The following is a 21,850-nucleotide window of genomic DNA, read 5'->3' as shown; positions in this document are numbered from 1 at the left end:
GAGAGGCAAGACATGTCCGACCTGTTGCGCGCCCCCGCCGAGCTCAAGTACGCCGAAGAGCTGGACTGGCTGGAGTCGGTCGACGACAACCCCAAGCCGTTCGCCTGGCGCCTGTCCCCGAAGATGCTGCGCCTGTTCATCCTCGGTTCCGAGCGCGCCGACGGCCTCGACCGCGAGATCTCGCAGAAATGGTTCGGCGACCGGAACATCGTCGAGCGGGCCATCGTCACGCTCGCCTCCGACCGTGGTCTCCTGCTGATCGGCGACCCCGGCACCGGCAAGAGCTGGCTCGCCGAACTGCTGGCCGCGGCGATCTCCCGCAACTCCACGCTCGTCGTGCAGGGCACCGCCGGCACCACCGAGGACCACATCAAGTACTCGTGGAACGTCTCCATGGTCATCGCCAAGGGCCAGTCCCGCGAGTCGATGATCCCGTCGCCGATCATGACCGCGATGGAGGCGGGCTCGATCGGCCGTTTCGAGGAGCTGACCCGCTCCACCAGCGACGTGCAGGACGCGCTGATCTCGATCCTGTCGGAGAAGTACATCTCGGTACCGGAGCTGGACAGCGACGGCATCGTCTTCGCCAAGCCCGGGTTCTCCGTGATCGCCACCGCCAACAGCCGCGACCGCGGGGTGAACGACCTGTCGTCCGCGCTCAAGCGCCGCTTCAACTTCGTTCGCATCCCGGTGGTGACCAACAAGAAGAGCGAGGCGGAGATCGTCCGCTTCCGCACCGAGGAACTCCTGCGCCGCCATCAGATCGAGCTGGACGTGCCGCCCACGCTGCTCGACGTGCTGTTGCGCAGCTTCGGCGACCTGCGTGCCGCGGCGGCGTCGGCGGGCAGCGACGACGAGAAGCTGGAGTCCGCGTTGTCCACCGCCGAGCAGATCGGCGTGCTCGAAGACGCGGTACTGCACAGCAACTTCTTCGGCGAACGCGAGCTGACCGCCCGCACACTGGCGTCCTCCCTGGTCGGTTCGCTCGCCCGGCGGGAGCCGGAGGATCTGGCGATCCTCAACAAGTACCTGCACGGTGTCGTCGAGCCGCGCAGCAAGGACGAGGGCGGGGACTGGCCCGAGTTCCTCGACGGCGGCCGCGACGCGATCGCCTCCCTCTCGTGAGCGGCGCCTTCGAGGCGTTGCGCGGCCAGTTGCAGGAGGCCGCGGCCGCCTTCGCCGACGGGCCCGGCGCGCTGGAGGGCATCCTGCTCGGGCTCGTCGACGACGTCGATCGCGCGGTGCGCGAGCCGTTGGAGATCTTTCCGGTCTGCCACCATTCCCCGGCCTCGGCCGTGGCGATGGCGCGGCGGCTGCGGGAGAAGCAGCCGAAGGTCGTCTACCTCGAACTGTGCGAAGACATGGCGCCGTTGCTGACCGAGCTGCGCAACTGCCGTCTCCCGGTGGCGGTCCAGGCTTTCGCGACGGACGTGAAGGGATTCCCCGCGGAGTGGGCGCCCTTGTCCGTGGTCGCGCCGATCACCGAAGCTTCGGCGGAGTACCAGGCGATCGCGTACGCCCTCGACACCCCGGGCGTCGAGCTCGTCCTCGTCGACCGGTCGGCGGACCACGTGTTCCAGTGGGACGAGCGTGAGCCGCCCTCCGATCCGGACGCGCCGCCCGCCGAGGAAGAGGCGGCGCTGCACGGTGACGCGGTCGGCGTCGAGATCGGTGATCTCCGGCCCCGGTTCGCCGAACTCGAGGAACACCTCCTGCGGCACGGGCGGGTGCGGCACTGGTCGGAGTGGTGGCACCAGTACGTCGAGCTGCCGCTCGGCGACAGCGACCACGACACCTACCGCCAGGTCATGTTCCTCATCGGCAGCCTGTTCCGCCGTCTCGCGCCGGGCGACACCCGGCGCGTCCGGGTCGACGAAGACCGCGAGCGCTACATGTGGACCCGGATGCGCGAGCACCTCGCCGCCTCGGGCGCGGATCCCGCGGACTGTCTCTACATCTGCGGCGCGTTCCACGCGGCCAGCCGGGTCGCGGAGTTCGGTGTCGACGGCACGGACGGCTTCGTGATCAGCCCGCGCAGCGAGAGCACGTGGCAGTACGGGCTCATTCCGTCGAGCCACGCCTCGATCGAGGCACAGTTCGGGCTCGCCGGGGGATCGGTGTCGATCGCCGCGACCGAGTGGGCGAAGAATCTGAAGCGCACCAAGGTGAAGCAGTTCCAGCTGGAAAGACAGGTCGGGGCGCCGAAGCGGAAGAAGGCCGCGGAGCTGCCCTCGCCGACGCCGGATCCGGTGGATCCATCGGACCAGCTGTCCGGCTTCCTGCAACGACCTCCGGTGCTCGACCGGCTGGACGAGGCGGAGCTGCTGGGCTGGTCGGTCGAGATCGTCCGGGCGGCGCGCCGCAACGGGTACCTGGCCTCGACGGCCGACGCCATCGCGGTGTTCGAGACCTCGATCCTGCTGGCGGGTCTGCGCGACCGGGCCAAGCCGACGCCGTACGACTTCCAGGACGCGGCGGTCACCTGTATCGAGAAGGACGTCGTGCCCGGCAGGCGCGACGTGCGCCGTCTCGTCGAGATCATGATGGGCGGCGACCGGATCGGCCAGGTCGGCTACGACGCGTTGCCGCCGCTGGCGCGCGACGTGCACGACAGGCTGGAGCCGCTGAACCTCAAGCTGCAGCAACGAGGTGTGCAGCGGGCGCTGCTCGACATCGCGTCGAGGCCGGAGCTGGAGCACTGCTCCGATCTCCTGTGGATGCTGCGGTACCTGATGCCGCGCGGCGCGGCGCGGCCGATCATGGGGGAGCGGCGGCTCGGGGAACGGCCGATCCAGGAATCGTGGGATCTGGCGCTGGGCACCCACCAGCGGGCCCTCATCGAGCTGGGTTACGAGGGCGTCAGCGTCGAACAGGTGCTGGAGCAACGGCTTCGGCGAGCGGCCTACCACCCGCAGGCCACCGCCGCGAAGGTACTCGGCGCGGTCGAGGACGCGACGCTCTACCTCCGCAGCGCCCGGCTGGCGGGGGAGCTGGGCACACGTGCCCTGGAGGTCCTGGCCACCGAACGCACCGTCGACGGCGCCCCGGAAGTGCTGCGACGGGTGCGGAGGCTGCTGGCGCACTACCGGACCAGCGAGCCGGTGCTGCCGCGGTGGATCGAGGACTTCGTGCGGACGGGGTACGCGCACTACTGCACGCTGCTCCCGGCCGCCTTCGCCGACGAGGAGGCCGGCGTCGAGCAGGTCGCCGCGATGCTGGGCTTCCTGTTCAGCATGGAGTCGCTCGCCCTGTCGCTGGGGTGCGACCGTACGCAGCTGGAGCTGGCGATCGCCGGATCGCATCCGGAGGAGCCGTCGAAGGTGGCGCTGTTGTGGGCGGCGCAGGTCCAGCTCGGCCGCCTCACGCGTGCCGAACTGCGTGAGCGGTGCGCCGGGCTGCTGGCGAACCCGATGGTGCTGCCCGCGTATCCGCGCTACCTGAGCGGTTTCGTCCACGCGTTGGAACCGGCGCCCGGATTGGCCGACTTCGTCGTCGAGGCGGTGTCGAACGCTTTCGCCGAGCTACCGGACAGGTTGCTGCTGCCGTGGTTGCCGACGTTGATCACCACGCTGCGGTCCCGCGGCGCGGAGCTGGTGCCGTTGCTCGTGCGTGAGGCGGGGCGGATCTTCCCCGGGAGGCTCGCGGCGCTCGACGAATGGGTCCCGCCGTGGAAGGACCAGCCGGAACCCCGTGCGGTGACGAGGAAGTCCGGGGGCGGCGGACTCGCCTTGCTCGCAGCGCATCCGGCTGCCTGCGATGCCGTGGCGGGCCTGCTGGGCTGCGAGGAACCGTGGGGGAGCACAGCGCCCGCCGGCTTGGCGCTGCTCCAGCGGTACCCGGAGTCCGCCGCCGCGTTGGAGGAGGTGCTCACCGGGGTGTGAACCCGCGGGCGGTCGCCGGATGTCCGGCGACCGCCCGATCCGTCAGTCGGCGACCCAGCTGCCGTGGAAGCCCAGCGGCACCGGCCTCGGCAGGTGGATGCGGGCCAGTGGCTTCGCGCTGAAGTCCTGTGCCGCGAGGATCACCAGGTCCGAGGCGTTGCGATCGGGATTGTTCACGTAGGCGAGGGCATAACCGTCGTCTTCGGATTTGCTGCGGGACGACGGCACGAACACCGCTTCGCTCGCGTCGGCGCCCCGGCCGAAGCGGTGCACCTCCGAACGTCCGTTCCGCAGGTCGTGCTTGATCAGCGCGTTGCCGAAGGAACCGGAGGGCTTGTCCAGGTAGACGTCGAACAGTTCACCGGGCGAGGCCGAATACCCGTACCTGTGCCGTCGCGACACCAGGCTTTCGTTGACCCGCGGGAATTCCTGCGGCCGGTCGTCGAGCACGCGGCGCCGGACCCGTCCCCGCGCGAGATCGATCGTCCAGCGCTCCAGCACCGGCGGACCCGACGCCGACGGGCCACCGAAGCCCTGCTTGCCCGCCACCTCGAACGGGGCAGGCATCGTGGTCAGGTCGACCACCACCGTGGAGCCCTGTTCGTAGGCGTTGAGCGTGTGCGAGTAGAAGACCGGGTCGACCCCGAACCAGCGGACCGGGCCGCCGTCGCGGTTCATCACCCCGACCCTGGCCGGATGGTCCGGGTTCCACTTGTACGGCACGATCTTGCCCGGCCGCGGATCGAAGGTGACCGGCACGTCGAAGACGACCACGTAGTTCTCGGTGAGCCCGAAGTCGTGCATCATCGGGCTGTCGCTGACGGGGATCCGGGTGGTCCGCACGACCCGGCCGGTCCGGTCGACCATCAGGTGCCGAACGTGGTCCCATGTCGGGTGATACGTCACCGCGTGCAGCTCGTCGGCGCGCGCGTCGAACTTGGTGTGCGCGGTGTAGGAGCCTTCCAGTGAACCGCCGAAGTCGAACGGCCCCAACGTGTTCAGTTCGCCGTCGAGCTCGTACGGCGGTGCGCCGGACTCCTGAAGGGTGAGGATGCGGCCGTGGTGACTGACCACGTGTGTGTTCGGCGCGAAGTCCTCGGCGGGCACCGGCCACGGGTACCGCTCGCCGAGTTTCGCCGCGACGCCGGACGAACGCACCCAGCGGTTGCGGTACCACTCGGCCTTGCCGTCGCGCAGCCGGACGCCGTGCACCATCCCCTCGCCCAGCATCCAGTGGTGGGCGCGCGGGTCTTCGAGCCCGAGCACGTTCGGCCCGGTGCGCAGATATCGCCCGCACAGATCCTGGGGAATCCGGCCGGTGACCGGCAGGCCGAACGCGGTCACCTCCTCCTTCACCGGCGCGAAGGCGCCTTCGACGAACGGGTAGCGCGGATTCGGCGCGGCGAAGGCCGATTCGCTGCTCGCGAAGGTCGCGGCGGCACCGCCGATGGCCAGCGCGGCCGCCCCGCGGAGCACGTTCCGCCTGGTCGGTTCGGTCATGGTCGATCCCCCAGATAGTCAAGTAACTGTGTATGACATGAACAGTGTATGCCTTTACCTGTTTTGGGTGCAACAATGCGGCCATGGACGACGTCGAGATCGAGTTGCTGCCGCCGGGCACCGCGCTGGCGTGGGGGCAAACCCCGGCGCCCCGGCGTGGGCCGAAGCCGGGATACAGCCTCGAGCAGATCGTCGCCGCGGCCATCGCGCAGGCGGACGCGGAGGGTTATGCGGCGCTGTCCATGCCGTCGATCGCCAAACGTCTCGGCGTCACCGCGAACGCGCTCTACCGGTATCTGAGCTCCAAAGAGGAGTTACTCGTGCTGATGGCCGAGGCGGCGTGGGGCCCGCCGCCGGAGCCGGTGCCCGGCGAGTGGCGCGCGGCGGTCACCGCCTGGGCGCGAGCGCTCCTCGAACGCTGCCGCCGCCATCCGTGGCTGATCGACCTGCCGGTGCGGAGCGTGCCGAGTACGCCGAATCTGCTGGGGTGGCTGGAGAACTTCCTGGAGGGAATGGCCGGCACGGGTCTGAGCGTCCAGGACGTCACCGGGTGCGCCGTCCTGGTCGACGGATGGGTCCGCAGTACCGCTTCCTTGCTCCGGGACGTGAACGCGAGCCCGCCTGATCAGGTCCGTGCGCTGAGCGCGTTCCTCGGCCCGCGCCTCGAAGAGCGGGGCTACGCGCGCGTCGCCGCCGTGGTTTCCGGTGAGGCGTACGGCGAAGAGGGCATGGAGGAAGCCGACGTCGAGTTCGGTCTCGGCCGCATCCTGGACGGCATCGAGGCGCTCATCGAGCGCCGGTGAACACCCCGTCGAGCCGGTAGTCGACGATCTCCGACGCGCGTTCGGCCGTGTAGGCGTCGACCATGATCCCCGTGACGAGGCCGGCGGACATCGTCGCGAGCGCGTCCGCCTCCAGCTGGGGGTCGAGGCGGGCGGGGACGTCGCCTTTCTTCTGGGCCGCCCGGAGCAGTTCGGTGATCGCGTGGACCAGATGGGGTAGCAGCGGTTCCTGAGCGGGATCCTGGCTCCCGCGTGTGACGTCGACGGCGAAGTACGCGATCTGGACCGCGGCCAGCATGCGGCGGCGTTCGCCGTCCGGCAGGACGGCGGTGAGGTAGGCGCGCACGATGGCGCGTTCGTCCCCCGTCTTCATCGCTTCGCCGATGGTCTTTCCGGCGATCTCGCCGGTCAGTTCGACGACCCGCTGCCAGGCGAACCGCAGCATCTCCTCCTTGGTCGGGAAGTAGTACTGGACCAGGTTCATCGAGATGCCCGCCTCCGCTGCCACCGCACGCAGGGTGACCGCCTGCAGGCCTTGGGCGGCGGCGATCCGGAAGAGGGCCTCCGCGATCTCGCGCCTGCGCTCTTGGTGGTCGACACGTTTCGGCACGCGATCACTCTGCCATGCCGGCCAGGGGTGGCCGGAACGACCACCCACTGTTATGGTGCAAGTGCACCATAAAAATTCGAGGAGGTCCGATGCTGGGGGAATTCGTCGACAAGAAGGCCGAAGAGCGGTTCTTCGCGACCTATGACGCGATCCTGCGGAAGTGGCCGGTCCCCGCCGAGGAACTGGACATCGCGACGAGATTCGGGCCGACCCGCGTCCGGAGTTGCGGGCCGGAAGACGGTCCGCCGATCGTGCTGCTTTCGGGAGGAATGGGCACGTCGCTGTCCTGGTATCCGCATATCGCCGAACTCGCCGCCCGGCACCGGATCCACGCGGTGGACAGCATCGGCGAGCCGGGGCGGTCGATCCAGACCGCGCCCATCGAGTCCACAGAGGACTGTGCGGACTGGCTCGCCGAGGTCGTCGACGGAGTGCTCGCGGGAACCGGCCACGAAAAGGTCCACCTCGCCGGTGTTTCGCGAGGTGGCTGGCTCGCCCTGAACCTCGCCACCCGGACGACCGACCGGATCGCCGGTGTCGTCGCCATCGAAGCCGCGGGGTTCGGCGTGATCGGCCGGAGTTTCATCTGGTGGAGCTTCCGGGAGATCTTCCTCTGGTTCCTGCCCAAGTGGGTCCTGCGGCTGGTGGCGTCCGGCGATCCGGACGTGCGGCACACCGTGCGGCCCCTGCTGTTCGCCGCGCTCAAGTACAAACAGCGGCTACCGGAGATGCACCTGTTCGGCGACGACGAGCTGTCGGCGATCGACGTGCCGACCCGGATCATCGTCGGCGAGCGCAGCGTCATCCACCGTGCCCGCGAGGTGGCGGCCCGGCTCGATTCACTGAACCCGCATATCGAGGTCGAGGTCGTTCCCAGGACGACTCATGGGCTTTCCCTGGAGAAGCCGGAGCTGGTCACCGTCCGGATCCTCGAGGCCGCTCGTCACGCCGCGGCCACCTGATCCGGCCATGACGGCGAACGGCCGAGCAGGGCGACGATCGTGTCCAGGTCGGACGGCCCCTTCTCGTCGACGGCCGGGGCGAAGGCGGCGCCTGGAGCCTTCCGGTTCTTCCCGTCCGGGATCGCCTTGGCGAAGTCCAGCCCGGCGTCGAGTACCTCGCGCTGGAACTTCAGCGGCAGGCCGAGGGTTTTGGCCACGTCCCAGGAGTGCACCAGGTAGTCGACGAAATGGAAGCCCAGCGCCTGTTCGGCGGTGAAGGTGATTTCGGTGGAGAACTCGGGAAGGGCGAACTTTCGCTCGGCGAGGTCGTGGGGGAGGAAGGCGTTCAGGACCCGGTTCACCGAGGCGCGGTAGGTGGCGATGGGGTCGTCGCCCAGCGGGAGCAGGCGCCAATGGTCGAGGTGGCTCTCGCCCTCGGCCGCGGCGGCGAAACCGTGGTGCTGGGTCGTCATATGCGCCAGCAGTCCGTGCAAAGTCCAGGCGCTGCACGGGGTTGGCTTGGTCAGATCGGCGGGGGTGATCTTGCTGACGAGGTCGAGGCTGGTCCGGGTCACGAGGGCGTCGAGGATGCGGAGTTCATCGATAGGCATACGCATATCATCTACATGTGCGTACGAGTTCGTCAACAGGTTTCGCGCACCAGGTCGGTATGGTCTGCGCATGGCGGAGCAGGGGAGGCCGGATCTCGCGGCGATGCTCGGCGGACTGATGCGACGGCTGATGAACGCCGAGACGCCGGTGCTGGCCGAGCACGGGTTGACCATGTGGGGTTACGTGGTGCTGAGCGCGCTCGACGACGGACCCGTCCGCACGCAGGCCGCCCTCGCGAAGGCGATCGGGGCGGACAAGACCCGGATCATCGGCACCCTGGACGAACTTCAGGAGGACGGGCTGATCACCCGCGAGCCGGATCCGAAGGACCGCCGGGTCAGGCTGCTGGGGATCACCGATGCCGGCCGTGCCGCGCGAAGGTCGGCCCAGTCGAAGATCCAGGAGCAGGAGGAGCGGCTGCTCGGCCGGCTTCCCGCCGCCGATCGCGAAGCCTTCCTTCGCGCCGCGCGTGTGCTGTCCGAAGCCGAGTGGCCGTGACCGGGTTCACCCGAGGACTTCGGTGACCATCCCCGGCGGGTAGTCCGACGGCGAATGCCGCCACCAAGCGCCGAAGGCCTGAGCCAGCCGCCGCGGCACCTCGACCTGCGCGCCGCCGCCGTGGAAGTCGATCGTGACCAGCACTCCGCCGGTTTCCGTGGTGTCCCAAGGGATTCGCCGGATCAGCTTCGCGTAGTCGGCACTGGCGGACACGAAGGTGACCACCTTCGACGCCCCGATGCGGCGGGCCTCGCCGAGCACGGCGTCTTCGAGCACTCCCGGCGGCCAGTCGCCGAGCTTGAGTTTCCGGTCGTAGGAGGAGATCGGCTCGTCGGCGCGCAGGATTCCGTAGCCACCGCTGAGAATCAGCAACCGCCCGGACGCGGCGGCCTCGCCGAGGGCACCACCGGCGTTCCGGTAAAAGTTCCCCGTGTAGCGGAGCCACGCGGGTCGCAAGCCGCCGCCGTCGACCTTGGACCGCGTCAGGACCTCGGCCCGTGCGCGAAGCATCGGCTCGGGCCAAAGCGCGCCGGATTCCGCGGTGGCGTCGCCGCCTCGGTTCTTCGCCTTCGAGGGGCCGAGGACGATCAGGCTCTCGCTCGGCTCGATCGCGTTCAGAACGGTCACCCGCGAACCCTAAGGCGCCTCGCTGACCGGATGCTGATCGGTCCCGGGCATGCTGGAGGGACCCGACCGCGGAAGGAGGACCATGTCGCCACTCGTCGTGCACGGCCTGTGGTCCCGTGGCCGCGGGATCGTGCTCTGGGGCGAGCACGGTGACCGCCCGGCGACGACGTCGATGCGGCCGTCGAGCGCGGCCCGGCCGCATCCGTTCGCCGCCTCGGTCGCGGATCTGACGGCCCTGCACCCCGGCAAACCGGCGTCGGCCGTCCTTCTGCTTCCGTCGCGTCGCGGCGGACCGGTCGCCTCACCCGAACTGGGCTCCCGAAGCCGCCCGCAGCAGGAACTGACACTGGAATCGTGGTCGGTGCCCGCGCTCCTGGTCGACCCCTCGGAGCTGGAGGACCTGGCCGAGACGGTCGGCTACGGCACGTCGGTCCGCCATCTCCGCGCCGTCGTCCGCCTGGCGGACGATCTGGTGCGCCGCGGCCGGGTGCTGCCCACGCTCGTGCGCGACGAGATCGTCGCGCGGGCCCGCTGGCGGCCCGTGGCCAGGGGCGGTGACGCGGTCGCCGTCCGGGCGCTGATCGCGGCCACGCCGCCGGTCGGCCGGGCCGAACATCCCGGGCCGGATCCGGCGGCGCTCGTCACCGACGCGCTCCACACCCTGGTCGACGCCGCGGTCCGCGATCGGCTCGCCGCCGCCGGCCACGCCACGGAAAGCGATGGCCGCGAGGGCCCGTTCGGGTCGTGGCTCCACGCGCTGAAGAGCGCCGACGACCGGATCGGCCAGGCCCCGGGCCGCATGGGGATCGTCGCCGAGGGCATCGCCGCCTGGGACGCGGTCGGCGACACCGACCTGACCGAGGGCACCGTCTGCGTGCGGCTCGACGAGGTTCCCACGTTGCACGGCCCGGCCGACGACCCCGACGACCAGACCGGCGACGGGACCAAGTGGCAGCTGCGGTTCCTCCTGCGCTCCACCGCCGATCCGAGCCTCCTGCTTCCCGCGGAAGACGTCTGGTCCGGCAAGGCCGGCGCCAGGTTCACCGATCCCGAGGGCCTGTTCAGCGCCGAGCTGGAGCGCGCCGCCGGCGTCCTGCCGCTGCTCGGCCCCGCGGTCGAGGTGGAGAAGCCGGGGATCTACGACCTCACTGTCGCCGAAACCGTGGAGTTCCTCGACGGCGGCGCGGAACGAATGGTGGCGGCCGGATTCGACGTCCAGCTCCCGGCGAGCTGGGGCGGCAGGCGCAAACTCGCGCTCAAGCTGTCCGTCCGCGGCGCGCCGGTGGACCAGGCCGCTGTGCACCGGCTCGGCCGTCACCAGCTCGCCTCCTACCGCTGGGCGCTCGCGGTCGGGGAGGACGCGCTGACCGACGAAGAACTCGCCGGGCTCGCGGCCGCGAAGTCGTCACTGGTCCGGCTACGCGGCCGCTGGGTGAGCGTGGACCCGGACCTGCTGCGCGCCGGGCTCGAATACCTCCGTCGCGATCCGGACCGCGAGAAACCTCCCCTGCCCACTCCAGCGGACCTGCTGGCGTTGCTCCGCGGCGGCTTCGAAACACCCCTGCCGGTCACCGAGGTCACGACCGGCGGCTGGATCGACGACTTCCTCGCCGGCCGTGTCCAGCGGACGATCGAGCCGGTGGAGCCGCCGCCGGCGTTCCTGGCGACCCTCCGGCCTTATCAGAGCCGTGGTGTCGCGTGGCTGTCGTTCATGGCGTCGATCGGGCTCGGTGCCTGCCTCGCCGACGACATGGGGCTGGGCAAGACCGTCCAGCTGCTCGCGCTCGAAGCGATCGAGCGGGCTCAGGACGACACGGGGCCGACACTGCTGGTCTGTCCGATGTCGTTGCTCGGGACGTGGCAGCGTGAAGCCGCCAGATTCGCCCCGGAGTTGCGTGTCCACCTCCACCACGGCGCGGATCGCGGACGCGTGCGGGCCGAGGGCGCGGATCTCGTCGTCACCACCTACTCGACCGCCGCCCGCGACGCCGACGAGCTCGCGGCGATCCGGTGGCATCGGCTCGTGCTCGACGAGGCGCAGGCGGTCAAGAACCAGAACACCGGGCCCGCGCAGGCCTTGCGCCGGATTCCCGCCGGGCACCGGATCGCGCTGACCGGGACGCCCGTGGAGAACCGGCTCGCCGACCTGTGGTCGCTTTCGGATCTGCTCAACCCCGGCGTGCTCGGAGGGAGACAGGAGTTCCGCGAGCGGTTCGAGGTGCCCATCGAGCGCCGGGGCGATCTTCCCGCGGCCACCGAACTGCGGCGGCTGACCCGGCCGTTCCTGTTGCGACGCCTCAAAACCGATCCCACCGTGCTCGCCGATCTTCCCGAGAAGATCGAGATCCTCCAGGAGTACCGCCTCACCCGCGAACAGGTGACGCTGTACCGCGCCACCGTGGACGAGATGATGACCAAGATCGCCGACAGTGCCGGGGTCAAACGGCGTGGCAACATCCTCGCCGCGATCACCAAGCTCAAGCAGATCTGCAACCATCCCGCGCATCTGCTGCACGACGGCTCGCCGATCGGGCACCGCTCCGGCAAGGTCAACCGGCTCGAAGAGCTGCTGGCGGAGATCCTGGAGGCCGGTGATCGCGCGTTGTGCTTCACCCAGTTCGCGGAATTCGGGCACCTGCTCGTACCGCATCTTTCGCATCGGTTGAACGCGAAGATCGCCTTCCTGCACGGCGGGCTTTCGCAGCGGCGCCGCGACTCCATCGTCGAGCACTTCCAGTCGGGCGAGGGCCCGTCGATCCTGCTCGCGTCACTGAAGACTGGGGGAGCGGGGCTGACGCTCACCGCGGCCACCCATGTCCTGCATCTCGACCGGTGGTGGAATCCGGCGGTCGAGGAGCAGGCCACCGACCGCGCCTTCCGGATCGGCCAGCGGCGGAGCGTCCAGGTGCGGAAGTTCGTCTGCCCCGGCACCATCGAGGAGCGGATCGACGCCGTCATCACGAAGAAGGAGGCGCTGGCCGGACTCGTCGTCACCGATGGGGAGGACTGGCTCACGGAGCTGTCCACCGAGTCACTGCGCGAGGTCTTCGCGCTCGGGCGGGAGGCGGGCGATGACTGACGGATTCCGCCGGGCACTCGGCGAATTGGGTGTCCACAAAGGACTCGTGCCGCCCTGCCGGGTCGACACGCTCACGATCGGTCCCGGCGCCGCGGTCGCCGTCGTCCGGGTGACCCGGCAACGGTTCTACGAGGTCCGCATCGGCCTGCCGACGTTCGGCAAGCAGGTGTGGACGGCGGTCATCGCCGCCGTCGCCGAGGACGAGGCCACGAAGACGGCCTTGCTCGACGGCCGGGTCCCGGACGACATCGATCGCTTCTTCGCCGCCGAGCAGGTGCCGCTGTTCCCCGAGGCGGCGTGGGAACTGTCGCTGGACTGCACGTGCCCTGGCACCCGCGTTCCCTGCGATCACCTCGTCGCCGCGCTGATCGCGCTCGAAGAAGAGGCGGACCCGTTCGCGATCTTCGCGCTCCGCGGGCGGGACCGGACGGCCTTGCTCGAGGAGATCGGACGGCAGGCGGGCGCCCGGGTGACCGCCCCGCCGGCGGAGGCCGAGACTCCAGCGCTCGACGAGGTGATGGACGACTTCTTCGGCTGGGGTCCGGCCGGCGACGTCACGAACACGCGGCGGACGCGGGCCGGGGACCCGGCGGGACTGCTCGACGAGGTCCCGCCGCTCACGGCCACAGTGGACGGAACGTCGGTCACCGCCCTGCTGCGGCCGCTCTACCGGGCGATCACCGGTCAGGCGAAGTAGGCGCCGACGAGCTCGTCGTCCACTTCGGACAGTGTGGCGGGGGACCACTTCGGGGAGCGGTCCTTGTCGATGATCTGTGCTCGGATCCCCTCGGCGAACTCGGCGGTCGAGAACGCGTGGGTCGAGATCCGGAGTTCCTGCGCCAGCGCGGTTTCCAGATCGGGCATCGCGGCGGCCGACCGGAGCGCCCGCAGGGTCACCTTCAGCGCGGTCGGTGACTTCGCCTCGATCTCCTTGGCCGCGGTGGCCGCGATGTCACCCTCGGCGTGGAGCCTCGCCAGGATCTCCTCGACGGTGTCCGCCGCGTAGCACCGGTCGATCCAGGTGGCGTCGGCGGCCAGCGTGCTCGGCGGCGCGGGTTCGGCGATCAGTTCCAGGGCGTCGTCCGGAGTGCGGGTCGCGAGGGCGTCGAGCAGGTCCGGGATCCGTTCACTGGGCACGAAATGGTCGGCGAGTCCACAATGGATCGCGTCGGGCCCGGAGATCGCCCCGGCGGTGAGCGCCATATGCGTCCCGAGTTCGCCGGGCGTGCGGGACAACAGGTACGTGCCGCCGACGTCCGGGACGAAGCCGATCCCGGTCTCGGGCATGCCGACCCGGGAGCGTTCGGTGACGATCCGGTGGCTGCCGTGCGCGGAGACGCCGACCCCGCCGCCCATGACGAGCCCGTCCATCAGCGCGAGATAGGGCTTCGGATAGCGCGAGATCACGGTGTTGAGGCGATACTCGTCGGCCCAGAATCGCAGGGACGCGGTGCCGCGGGCACGGGCGTCCTCGTAGATGGCACGGATGTCGCCGCCCGCGCAGAGCCCGCGATCGCCGGCGCCGTCGATCAGCACGGCGCGGACACCCGGGTCGGTGCGCCACGCTTCGAGGTTCTCGAGCATGGCGAGGACCATGCCGTGGTTCAGCGAGTTCAGCGCACGCGGCCGGTTCAGCGTGATCCGGCCGATTCCGCTCTCGACGAGGAACTGGACGTCATTCACGAAGCCACCCTAAAAGTCGGAAGTCCGACCATGTGGAGCTTGTGGCGCACGCCTCAGCGCTGTCCGGGCGCGTTCGCGAGTGCGAATACCTGCGGGCGGGCGCCGCGAGGATTCTGGTAGTCATCGGATATGAGCGAACAGCCCACAGCGGCGGAGCTTGCCGACGAACTCCTCGACGTCCTCGCGACCGAAATGCCCTTGATGGCGACCTTCGACAACGTCCCGGGACACGATCACGAGCTGCGGGACGTCTCGGAGGCGGGCGACGACCGGCTGAGGGAGCAGGCCGCTCGTATCGCCGCACACGCCGCCCGGTCCACGGATCCGGACCGGACCACCCTCGCGGTGATCGCCCACCACGCCGAATCGTTGCTGACCAGACTGGATTCACGGCTGACCGAGTTCGTCCTCGCCGACCAGATGGTGGCCGAGGGGACCGGGGTGCTGTCCTGGCTTCCGCAGCTCGCGCCGTCGGGGGAGCAGGCGGAAGAGGATTATCTGGCCAGGCTGGCCGCGTTCCCCGAATTCTTCGCGGCGCTGGCCGACCGTCACCGCGCCGGGGTCGCGGCGGGCCGGACGCCGGTGGAACGGGCGGTGCGCGGCGCGATCGACCACGTCGACCGGTTCCTGGCCGCCGAGCCCAACCCGCTGCTCGTCCCGCCGCTGACCGGCGACCGCGCGGAGCGACGGCAGCGGCTGTTCACGGAGAAGGTGCGCCCGGCACTCGTCACCTATCGCGAGGTGCTCTCCCGCGAGATCGCCGGACATGGCCGTCCCGACGATCGGCCGGGCCTCTGCTGGCTGGACGGCGGCAAGGAGAGCTACGCGGGTCTGGTCAAGACGCACACCACCACCGGGATCTCGCCGGAGGAACTGCACGAGACCGGCCTCGCGCTCGGCCGGGCGCTGGACGACGAGTACCGGCGACTCGGTGCGGCCGTGTTCGGCGAGGACGACCCCGTCGCGGTCCGGCGACGGATGCGCGCCGATCCGTCGCTGCGCTGGCGGGACGCGGACGAGATGATCACGACCGCGACGGAAGCGGTCGCGCGGGCCACGGCCGCCGCGCCGGACTGGTTCCGCCGGGTGCCGTCGGCCGAATGCGTGGTGCGGGCCGTGCCGGAAGCCGACGGGCCCTCCGCCGCGCAGGCGTACTACATGCCGCCCTCGGCCGACGGCACCCGGCCCGGCGTCTACTCCACCAACACCTACCGGGTGACCGAACGCTTCCGGTTCATCGCCGAATCGGTCGCTTTCCACGAAGCCGTTCCAGGGCATCATTTCCAGGCTTGCGTGTCCTACGAGCTGGAAGACGTGCCCCGGTTGCGCAGACTCGTCCCGCTCTCGGCCTTCGACGAAGGCTGGGCGCTCTACACCGAGCGGCTCGCGGACGAGATGGGTCTGTACTCCGACGACGTCATGCGGCTGGGCATGGTCGCCGAGGATTCGCTGCGCGCGGCGCGGCTCGTGGTGGACACGGGGCTGCACGCGCTGGGCTGGACGCGGCAGCACTGCGTGGACTACCTCATCGAACAGTGCGTGCTCAGCGACGTCGAAGTGCGATCCGAGACCGACCGGTACATCGAATGGCCCGGTCAGGCCCTGTCGTACATGACAGGCAGGCTGGAAATCCAGCGATTACGCGCCTTCGCCGAGGAGCAACTGGGCGAGGCCTTCGACATCCGGGATTTCCACGACGTCGTCTTGAGGAACGGACAGGTGCCGCTGCCCGTGCTCGACGGCATCGTGCGGGAGTGGGTGGACGGCACGCGGCGCCGGGAGTGACCCCGGCGCCGCGTGTCCGGGCTCAGTCGCGCTTCGCGAGCGTCGCGACTTCGGCGTCGGTCAACGGCCGGTCGTAGAGCCGGACGTCGTCCACCGCGCCGCGCAGGAAGTCGACCTGCTGACCGCCGTACTGCCCACGGCCGATCACCGTGTGCCCGGTGCTCGGCGCGGCGGAGCAGGCGTTCTGCGCGGCGACCTTCTTGCCGTCGACGTAGAGCGACAACGTGCCCGCCTTGGCGTCGCGGACCCCGGCCAGGTGGTACCAGCGGCCGACTTCCGGCTTCTCCGGCGACAGGGCGCGGAGACCGATGAAGCTCATCGCCCACCGCTGGTCCTGTCCGGAGTACTGCAGGAAGAACGCGCTGTCGCGGCCGGTGTCCTGGCTGACGACGGTCTGGAACGTGCCGCTCGCCTCGTCCAGCTTGGCCCACGCCGAAACCGAGTAACTGCCGGCCGTGTTCACGAGATTCGCCCCGGTGTCGGCCTGCCCGTTGCCCGCGAAGGCCAGCGCGCCGCCCTGGACACCGCCCGCCCACTGCGTGTTGGTCAGCGTGGCGTGCGCGGTGCCGACCGAGTCCTTGGCGCTGGATCCCGTGCCCTCGTCGAACTTGTAGGCGTGCACGCCGGTGAGTCCCGGAGTGCCGGGGCCCGGGTCGGGAGCGCCGGAGCCGCTGCCGTCGGCGTTGCGGATGATCGCCTGGTTGACCGCGCGCACCTGCGCGAAGTCCATCTTCTTCACCTGCCTGTCGTAGGTGAAGAAGCCGTTGACCTCGTGCTCGACGTCGGTGATCTGCGTGTAGATCGAGCCGCTGATGCCGCAGCTCTGCGCCGACGCGAGCACGTCGCGCTGATTCTGGACGTAGCGGCTGTTCAAGGTCGCCTGGTCCTTGACCATCTCGTAGGCGTGGCCTTCGCCGAACCACATGTGGTTCTCGACTTCGAGGCCGTAGCCGCCGTGTTCGCCGTCGATCGAGATCCGCTTGGCGTCGGGCATCGGTTTGGCGGGGCCGGGGTAGGCGTGCCAGTCGATGACGTCACCCTTGCCGGAGTCGCCGAGGGAGTCACAGCAGTTGACGCCGCTGTGCGCGTTGACCAGCCGGGTCGGATCCTGGGCCTTGACGTCGTCGGCGATCTTGCCGGTGGTCTCGCGCGACCACTCGCCCCAGCCCTCGTTGAACGGCACGTAGCCGACGATCGAGGTCCAGTTCTTCTTCTGCTCCACCAGTTCCTTCAGCTCGACCTGGAACTGCCGCTGGGCGTCGGCGGGCGGACGCCCGCCGGTGCGCATCGACGGCATGTCCTGCCAGACGAGCAGGCCGAGTTTGTCGGCGTGGTGGTACCAGCGGTCGGGTTCGGTCTTGATGTGCTTGCGGACCGTGTTGAAGCCGAGGACCTTGTGCTGTTCGAGGTCGAAGCGCAGCGCCTGGTCGGTCGGCGCGGTGTAGATGCCGTCCGGCCAGTAGCCCTGGTCCAAAGTGGACTGAAGGAAGAGGATCTTGCCGTTGAGGGTGAACCGGAGTTTGCCGTCGGCGCCCTTGGCGGTGCCGAATTCGCGCATGCCGAAGTAGGACGACACCTTGTCCACGGTCCGGCGGCCGTCCTTCAGTTCGACGTCGAGGTCGTAGAGGAACGGCGAATCCGGCGACCAGAGCTTCGCCTTGGGCACCGGCAGGGAGATCGTCCCGGCCGAGGACGCCTTGCTGCGGCTGACCACCTTCCTGCCGTCGCGGACCACGGCCTCGACCGTGAGCCCGGAGTTTCCGCCGGTGTCGACGGTGAGCTTGAGCGTGGAGGACTTGAGATCCGGGACCATGCCGAGCGTGCCGATGTGCTTCGCCGCGACCGGCTCCATCCAGACCGTCTGCCAGATACCCGAGGCGCCCTCGTAGAAGATCCCCCGGTCGGGAACCAGCCGCTGCTTGCCGACGGGCTGCCAGGTCGCGTCGGCGCGATCCTCGACGCCGACGATGATCTCTTGTTCTCCGCGGGGTTTCAGCGCCGAGGTCACGTCCGCGGAGAACGCGCCGTAGCCGCCTTGGTGTGCGGCCACCTCCTTGCCGTTGACGTAGACCTTCGCCTTGTAGTCGACGGCGCCGAAGTTGATCCGGAGCGTGTTGTCCCTGCCGACGTTCCAGTGCCGGGGCACGGTGAACGTCCGCCGGTACCACATGAAGTCCTCGTGCCGCTGGATCCCGGAAAGCGCTGATTCGGTGGGATAGGGGACCAGGATCTTCTCGGCGAGCTTCTCGCCGAAGGGCGGGACCTCGCCGGGGGCGGCGCCGGCGAACTCCCAGACCCCGTTGAGGTTCTGCCAGTTATCGCGCACCAGTTGCGGGCGGGGGTACTCGGGCAACGCGTTGGTGGGCGACACCTGGTTCGTCCACGGGGTGGTCAGGCGTGGCTTGCCCATCTTCCAGCCGCTCTCCGCGGCCGTCGCGGTCCCCGACGTCAACGCCAGGGCGGTCAGGGCGACCAGCGCGGCGGTCAGGGGTTTCCGGAAGCGTCTCGGCCTCCGGGGGCGTTGTGGTGACAACGTTGGCAACATCTGCTCGACACCCTTCTCCGGGGGCGGCCGCCTCGGCGGAGGTGCGCCTCCCACTGGACTTGTGCAGGCGTGAAACCACGGCCCCGTGGCCGATGGGAACCGGTGTGAGCCGGGCCACGGCTGGCCGTCAGGATGTTTTTACATCGTTGATACAACGTTGTAAAGCGTCGACGGCCTCGAATCGGTCCTGGGCGGAAGAGCTGTCCTGTGTGTCAGGAGCAGTGGGATTCCCGCAGCCACGCGTCGAGTTCGCGGTAGTCGGCGCCGGTCAGGCCGCGGCGGGGATCGACGCGGTGGAGCAGGGCGGGCCCGGCGTGGTGGGCGGACACCCAGTCACGATCGATCTCGGAGATCTCGTCGTCGACCCAGGCGAACGGACGGCCCCGGGCGTGCTCCAGCAGGGGCCGGATCTTCCAGTGCAGGCCGATGCGGGCGTCGACCTCATCGGTGTCGGACGGCTCGGGCCAGTCCAGCACTGGCAAGCGGGGCAGGCCGAGCCTTGGGGCGAGGGAGTCGTTGGCGTCGTGCAGCCAAGTCGTGGCCCAGACGAGTTCTCCGGGGAGTGCCTTCAGGCGCGCCCCATGCGAGGGATCGAGCCTGCCGAGAAGCGGATTTTCGTCATCCCGTGGCGAGGGACCGAACAACGGATAGCGGGAAGGTTCCAGTCCGAACGGGATGAGCGGGCCATCGACATCGAGGTAGATCAGGGGACCTGGTGCCACGGCGGCACACGTTATCGGTATTCGTTGACACGATAACTGACCGATAAGTAACTTACTGGGGAGTCAGATCAACCGGAGGCGAAGATGCCGACCGAAGAGCGGTCTTGGTGGGGCTGGGGCACCCTCGACGGCGAACTGTCCCGAGAGGAGTCCGACGCGCTGGTCGCCCGCACCGCGGGTGTGCTGCCCGGCCACGACTTCACCGACCACGCCCCGCCCGACCCGGCGGAACTCGGCGTCCCGGCATCGCGGCTCCGCCCGCCCGCGACGCTCGCCGCGTTGTGCAGTGACGTTCCGGCCGACCGGCTGTCCCACGCCCGCGGCAAGGCGTTCCGCGACGTCGTCCGCAATCTGCTCGGGCAGGTCGACCACGTCCCGGATCTGGTCGCCCGCCCGCGTACGGAACAGGACGTCGTCGACCTCCTGGACTGGTGCACCGCTTCCGGCACCCCGCTGATTCCTTACGGTGGCGGCAGTTCCGTGGTCGGCGGGGTCGAGCCGCGGTTCGACGGCCCGGCGATCTCGATGGATTTGGCGGGCCTCGGCGACGTGCTCGAAGTGGACACGGTCAGCCGTGCGGCGCGGATCCAGGCAGGGATCTTCGGGCCGGCCCTGGAAGACCGCCTTCGCCCGCTGGGACTGACCTTGCGGCATTTCCCGCAGTCGTTCGCCCATTCGACACTCGGCGGCTGGCTCGCCACCCGAGCGGGCGGGCATTTCGCCACGCTCGCCACGCATATCGACGATCTCACCGAAGCGCTGCGCATCGTCACGCCCGCCGGGATCAGTGAATCGCGGCGCCTGCCGGGCTCGGGCGCCGGACCCTCGCCGGACCGGATGTTCCTCGGCTCCGAAGGCACGCTCGGCGTGATCACCGAAGCCTGGATGCGGCTGCAGGACCGGCCGGTGTGGCAGGTGACGGCGTCCGTCGCTTTCGAACGGCAGGAGGACGCGGTCGCCGCCACCCGGGCGATCGCGCAGTCCGCGCTCCATCCGTCGAACTGCCGCCTCCTGGACCCGGCGGAGGCGTTCATCAACGCGGGCGCGAGTGTGGGCGGAGGTCTCCTGCTGGTCGCGTTCGAATCCGCCGATCACCCGGTCGACATCTGGCTCGACCGCGCGCTGGAACTGGCGGCCGGTCACGGTGGTGTCGTGAAAGCGAGGCGTAGCAAGGAATCCGCCGGACAGGACAGTGCTTCGACGTGGCGGTCGTCCTTCCTGCGGATGCCCTACCAACGCGACGCGCTCGCCCGCCGGTCGCTGATCGTGGAGACCTTCGAGACTGCCTGCACCTGGGACGACTTCCCGGAGTTCCACGACGCGATCATCTCGGCGGCACGCGCCGCGATCGACGAGGTGTGCGGCGGCGCCGGTGTCGTCACGTGCCGGTTCAGTCACGTGTACCCCGACGGCCCCGCGCCGTACTACGGGATCTACGCCGCCGGGCGCTGGGGGAGCACGGTCGCCCAGTGGGACGAGATCAAGGCCGCGGTTTCCGAGGCGATCGCGGTCCACGGCGGCACGATCACCCATCATCACGCCGTCGGCCGCGATCACCGGCCCTGGTACGACCGGCAGCGTCCCGGCCCGTTCGCCACCGCGCTGGCCGCCGCCAAGGCCGCGCTCGACCCGGCGGGAATCCTCAATCCCGGGGTGCTGATCGGCTGACCGGCGGACGGACGGACGAGGTCAGCAGCGCGGTGAACCGCATGGCCGCCAGGGACAACGTCCGTCCCGCCATGGTCTGCACCTGGGCTTCGCGTTTGCGGAACACGGCGTTGTCGAGCAGCACGTAGGCGACGCCTTCGGTGGCCGCGTCCTGCTCGATGTCACCCAGACCGCCGACGAGCGCGATCCCGCCGCCGCAGCGGACGAACTCGTACTTCGGGCTCAGTTCGTTGCACTCCAGCACCGGATGGGCCGTGAGATTCTCGATCCGGGCGGCGATGTCGAACAGATCGCGCAGGCTCTGGCCAGGCGCCGGGAGCGCGAGCGGATGCCGGCACAGTTCGGCGAGTCCGACGGAGTCGCGACTGGTCAGCGGATGATCGAGCGGGACGATCGCGTACACCGGGACGACGACCGCGCTCTCGACCCGCACTCCGTGCTGAGGCCCGGTCGCGAACGTGACGGCGACGTCGGCCGCGCCGTCGAGCACCCGCCGGGTCGCCTCATCCCTGGTGACGACGTCGATGTGGAACGTGACGTCGTGGTCGCGCCGGAAGGCGGCGATCGCCTGGGGGACCACACGGCGGGCGAACCCCTCTGAGCAGGCGACCGTCAGGGACCGGGCGTGCAGGCCGCGGCCGGTGCGGAGTTCGTCGACGAGGACGGCCGATTCGGCCTCGCTGCGCCGGACGTGGTCGAGCAGCCGGGTCCCGGCCTCGGTCGGCACCATGCCGCGGGGATGCCGGACGAACAACGGCACCCCGAGACCTGCTTCGAGTTTGGCGATCTGACGGCTGATCGCTGAGGGCGCCACCGTCAGTTCCGTCGCGGCCTCGGACACCGAGCCGGTGCGAGCGACTTCGAGGAAGTACGTCAACGCGATCGGCAGTAGTCGCATCAGATCTCCGCTGGTTTGC

17 protein-coding genes are annotated in these 21,850 nt (G+C 69.7%); 9 read left to right on the top strand and 8 right to left on the bottom strand.

Annotated features, from left to right (window positions below; translation table 11 throughout):
- Positions 1–12 precede the first annotated feature (12 nt).
- Positions 13–1,125: an ATP-binding protein gene (locus ACZ3HL_RS12300; protein WP_465420551.1), complete on the top strand. Its 1,113-nt coding sequence runs from the start codon at positions 13–15 to the stop codon at positions 1,123–1,125.
- Entirely contained in the window at positions 1,122–3,881 is a 2,760-nt protein-coding gene (locus ACZ3HL_RS12295) for a DUF5682 family protein (protein ID WP_465530665.1), read from the top strand. Before ACZ3HL_RS12300 ends, ACZ3HL_RS12295 begins: the two co-directional genes overlap by 4 nt.
- A 42-nt stretch (positions 3,882–3,923) precedes the next feature.
- Here the strand turns inward: ACZ3HL_RS12295 and ACZ3HL_RS12290 are convergent, their stop codons facing one another.
- The gene (locus ACZ3HL_RS12290) at positions 3,924–5,381 is read right to left on the bottom strand and encodes a carotenoid oxygenase family protein (RefSeq protein ID WP_465530663.1); all 1,458 of its coding nucleotides are present in this window, start codon (positions 5,379–5,381) and stop codon (positions 3,924–3,926) included.
- An 83-nt stretch (positions 5,382–5,464) separates the two neighbouring features.
- Between ACZ3HL_RS12290 and ACZ3HL_RS12285 the strand changes: the two genes are divergently transcribed.
- The gene (locus ACZ3HL_RS12285; RefSeq protein ID WP_465530661.1) at positions 5,465–6,184 is read left to right on the top strand and encodes a TetR/AcrR family transcriptional regulator; all 720 of its coding nucleotides are present in this window, start codon (positions 5,465–5,467) and stop codon (positions 6,182–6,184) included.
- On the opposite strand, the gene ACZ3HL_RS12280 is transcribed toward ACZ3HL_RS12285, so the two are convergent.
- Positions 6,168–6,773 (bottom strand): TetR/AcrR family transcriptional regulator, encoded by a 606-nt coding sequence (locus ACZ3HL_RS12280; protein WP_465530659.1) that lies wholly within the window; start codon positions 6,771–6,773, stop codon positions 6,168–6,170. The genes ACZ3HL_RS12285 and ACZ3HL_RS12280 overlap by 17 nt on opposite strands.
- An 89-nt stretch (positions 6,774–6,862) precedes the next feature.
- Between ACZ3HL_RS12280 and ACZ3HL_RS12275 the strand changes: the two genes are divergently transcribed.
- Positions 6,863–7,735 (top strand): alpha/beta fold hydrolase, encoded by an 873-nt coding sequence (locus ACZ3HL_RS12275; RefSeq protein ID WP_465530657.1) that lies wholly within the window; start codon positions 6,863–6,865, stop codon positions 7,733–7,735.
- Here ACZ3HL_RS12275 and ACZ3HL_RS12270 read toward each other — a convergent pair.
- Entirely contained in the window at positions 7,717–8,325 is a 609-nt protein-coding gene (locus ACZ3HL_RS12270) for a TIGR03086 family metal-binding protein (protein WP_465530655.1), read from the bottom strand. The two genes, ACZ3HL_RS12275 and ACZ3HL_RS12270, sit on opposite strands and share 19 nt — an antisense overlap.
- Positions 8,326–8,395: 70 nt before the next feature.
- Here ACZ3HL_RS12270 and ACZ3HL_RS12265 point away from each other — a divergent pair, with 70 nt between their 5' ends.
- On the top strand, positions 8,396–8,824 hold the full coding sequence (locus tag ACZ3HL_RS12265; protein ID WP_465420535.1) for a MarR family winged helix-turn-helix transcriptional regulator: 429 nt from the start codon (positions 8,396–8,398) through the stop codon (positions 8,822–8,824).
- 6 nt (positions 8,825–8,830) lie between these two features.
- Here ACZ3HL_RS12265 and ACZ3HL_RS12260 read toward each other — a convergent pair whose 3' ends face one another.
- Positions 8,831–9,451, bottom strand: coding sequence for a YaaA family protein (locus ACZ3HL_RS12260; protein ID WP_465530653.1), 621 nt, complete (start codon positions 9,449–9,451; stop codon positions 8,831–8,833).
- An 82-nt stretch (positions 9,452–9,533) separates the two neighbouring features.
- On the opposite strand from ACZ3HL_RS12260, the gene ACZ3HL_RS12255 reads away from it, so the two are divergent.
- Both ACZ3HL_RS12255 and ACZ3HL_RS12250 read left to right on the top strand, forming a co-directional pair.
- A complete protein-coding gene (locus tag ACZ3HL_RS12255) occupies positions 9,534–12,530 on the top strand; it encodes a DEAD/DEAH box helicase (protein WP_465530651.1) in 2,997 nt (998 codons plus the stop codon).
- Entirely contained in the window at positions 12,523–13,227 is a 705-nt protein-coding gene (locus tag ACZ3HL_RS12250; protein WP_465530649.1) for an SWIM zinc finger family protein, read from the top strand. Before ACZ3HL_RS12255 ends, ACZ3HL_RS12250 begins: the two co-directional genes overlap by 8 nt.
- On the opposite strand, the gene ACZ3HL_RS12245 is transcribed toward ACZ3HL_RS12250, so the two are convergent.
- Complete coding sequence (locus ACZ3HL_RS12245; RefSeq protein ID WP_465530647.1) at positions 13,215–14,213, bottom strand: enoyl-CoA hydratase/isomerase family protein; 999 nt, start codon at positions 14,211–14,213, stop codon at positions 13,215–13,217. The genes ACZ3HL_RS12250 and ACZ3HL_RS12245 overlap by 13 nt on opposite strands.
- Positions 14,214–14,342: 129 nt before the next feature.
- On the opposite strand from ACZ3HL_RS12245, the gene ACZ3HL_RS12240 reads away from it, so the two are divergent.
- Entirely contained in the window at positions 14,343–15,998 is a 1,656-nt protein-coding gene (locus ACZ3HL_RS12240; RefSeq protein ID WP_465530645.1) for a DUF885 domain-containing protein, read from the top strand.
- A 22-nt stretch (positions 15,999–16,020) separates the two neighbouring features.
- On the opposite strand, the gene ACZ3HL_RS12235 is transcribed toward ACZ3HL_RS12240, so the two are convergent.
- Together ACZ3HL_RS12235 and ACZ3HL_RS12230 are read right to left on the bottom strand one after the other, a co-directional pair.
- Positions 16,021–18,543, bottom strand: a complete 2,523-nt coding sequence (locus ACZ3HL_RS12235) for a LamG-like jellyroll fold domain-containing protein (RefSeq protein ID WP_465530643.1) — start codon at positions 18,541–18,543, stop codon at positions 16,021–16,023.
- Positions 18,544–18,755: 212 nt separating this feature from the next.
- The gene (locus tag ACZ3HL_RS12230; RefSeq protein WP_465530641.1) at positions 18,756–19,265 is read right to left on the bottom strand and encodes an HAD domain-containing protein; all 510 of its coding nucleotides are present in this window, start codon (positions 19,263–19,265) and stop codon (positions 18,756–18,758) included.
- An 84-nt stretch (positions 19,266–19,349) separates the two neighbouring features.
- On the opposite strand from ACZ3HL_RS12230, the gene ACZ3HL_RS12225 reads away from it, so the two are divergent.
- Positions 19,350–20,933, top strand: a complete 1,584-nt coding sequence (locus ACZ3HL_RS12225; RefSeq protein ID WP_465530639.1) for an FAD-binding oxidoreductase — start codon at positions 19,350–19,352, stop codon at positions 20,931–20,933.
- Here the strand turns inward: ACZ3HL_RS12225 and ACZ3HL_RS12220 are convergent.
- Positions 20,908–21,831 carry a LysR family transcriptional regulator gene (locus ACZ3HL_RS12220; RefSeq protein ID WP_465530637.1) on the bottom strand — a complete coding sequence of 308 codons (924 nt, stop codon included), beginning with the start codon at positions 21,829–21,831 and terminating at the stop codon, positions 20,908–20,910. The two genes, ACZ3HL_RS12225 and ACZ3HL_RS12220, sit on opposite strands and share 26 nt — an antisense overlap.
- Positions 21,832–21,850 lie beyond the last annotated feature (19 nt).

Source organism: Amycolatopsis sp. NPDC000009, from assembly GCF_055563465.1.
This window is presented reverse-complemented; position numbering and strand designations above follow the sequence as displayed.

What these genes read in the sequence shown, in the direction of transcription:
- ACZ3HL_RS12300 (WP_465420551.1), top strand. Translation starts at nt 13, where the DNA reads ATGTCCGACCTGTTGCGCGCCCCCGCCGAGCTCAAGTACGCCGAAGAG.
- ACZ3HL_RS12290 (WP_465530663.1), bottom strand. Translation starts at nt 5,381, where the DNA reads ATGACCGAACCGACCAGGCGGAACGTGCTCCGCGGGGCGGCCGCGCTG.
- ACZ3HL_RS12285 (WP_465530661.1), top strand. Translation starts at nt 5,465, where the DNA reads ATGGACGACGTCGAGATCGAGTTGCTGCCGCCGGGCACCGCGCTGGCG.
- ACZ3HL_RS12275 (WP_465530657.1), top strand. Translation starts at nt 6,863, where the DNA reads ATGCTGGGGGAATTCGTCGACAAGAAGGCCGAAGAGCGGTTCTTCGCG.
- ACZ3HL_RS12270 (WP_465530655.1), bottom strand. Translation starts at nt 8,325, where the DNA reads ATGCCTATCGATGAACTCCGCATCCTCGACGCCCTCGTGACCCGGACC.
- ACZ3HL_RS12265 (WP_465420535.1), top strand. Translation starts at nt 8,396, where the DNA reads ATGGCGGAGCAGGGGAGGCCGGATCTCGCGGCGATGCTCGGCGGACTG.
- ACZ3HL_RS12255 (WP_465530651.1), top strand. Translation starts at nt 9,534, where the DNA reads ATGTCGCCACTCGTCGTGCACGGCCTGTGGTCCCGTGGCCGCGGGATC.
- ACZ3HL_RS12250 (WP_465530649.1), top strand. Translation starts at nt 12,523, where the DNA reads ATGACTGACGGATTCCGCCGGGCACTCGGCGAATTGGGTGTCCACAAA.
- ACZ3HL_RS12240 (WP_465530645.1), top strand. Translation starts at nt 14,343, where the DNA reads ATGAGCGAACAGCCCACAGCGGCGGAGCTTGCCGACGAACTCCTCGAC.
- ACZ3HL_RS12235 (WP_465530643.1), bottom strand. Translation starts at nt 18,543, where the DNA reads ATGTTGCCAACGTTGTCACCACAACGCCCCCGGAGGCCGAGACGCTTC.
- ACZ3HL_RS12225 (WP_465530639.1), top strand. Translation starts at nt 19,350, where the DNA reads ATGCCGACCGAAGAGCGGTCTTGGTGGGGCTGGGGCACCCTCGACGGC.
- ACZ3HL_RS12220 (WP_465530637.1), bottom strand. Translation starts at nt 21,831, where the DNA reads ATGCGACTACTGCCGATCGCGTTGACGTACTTCCTCGAAGTCGCTCGC.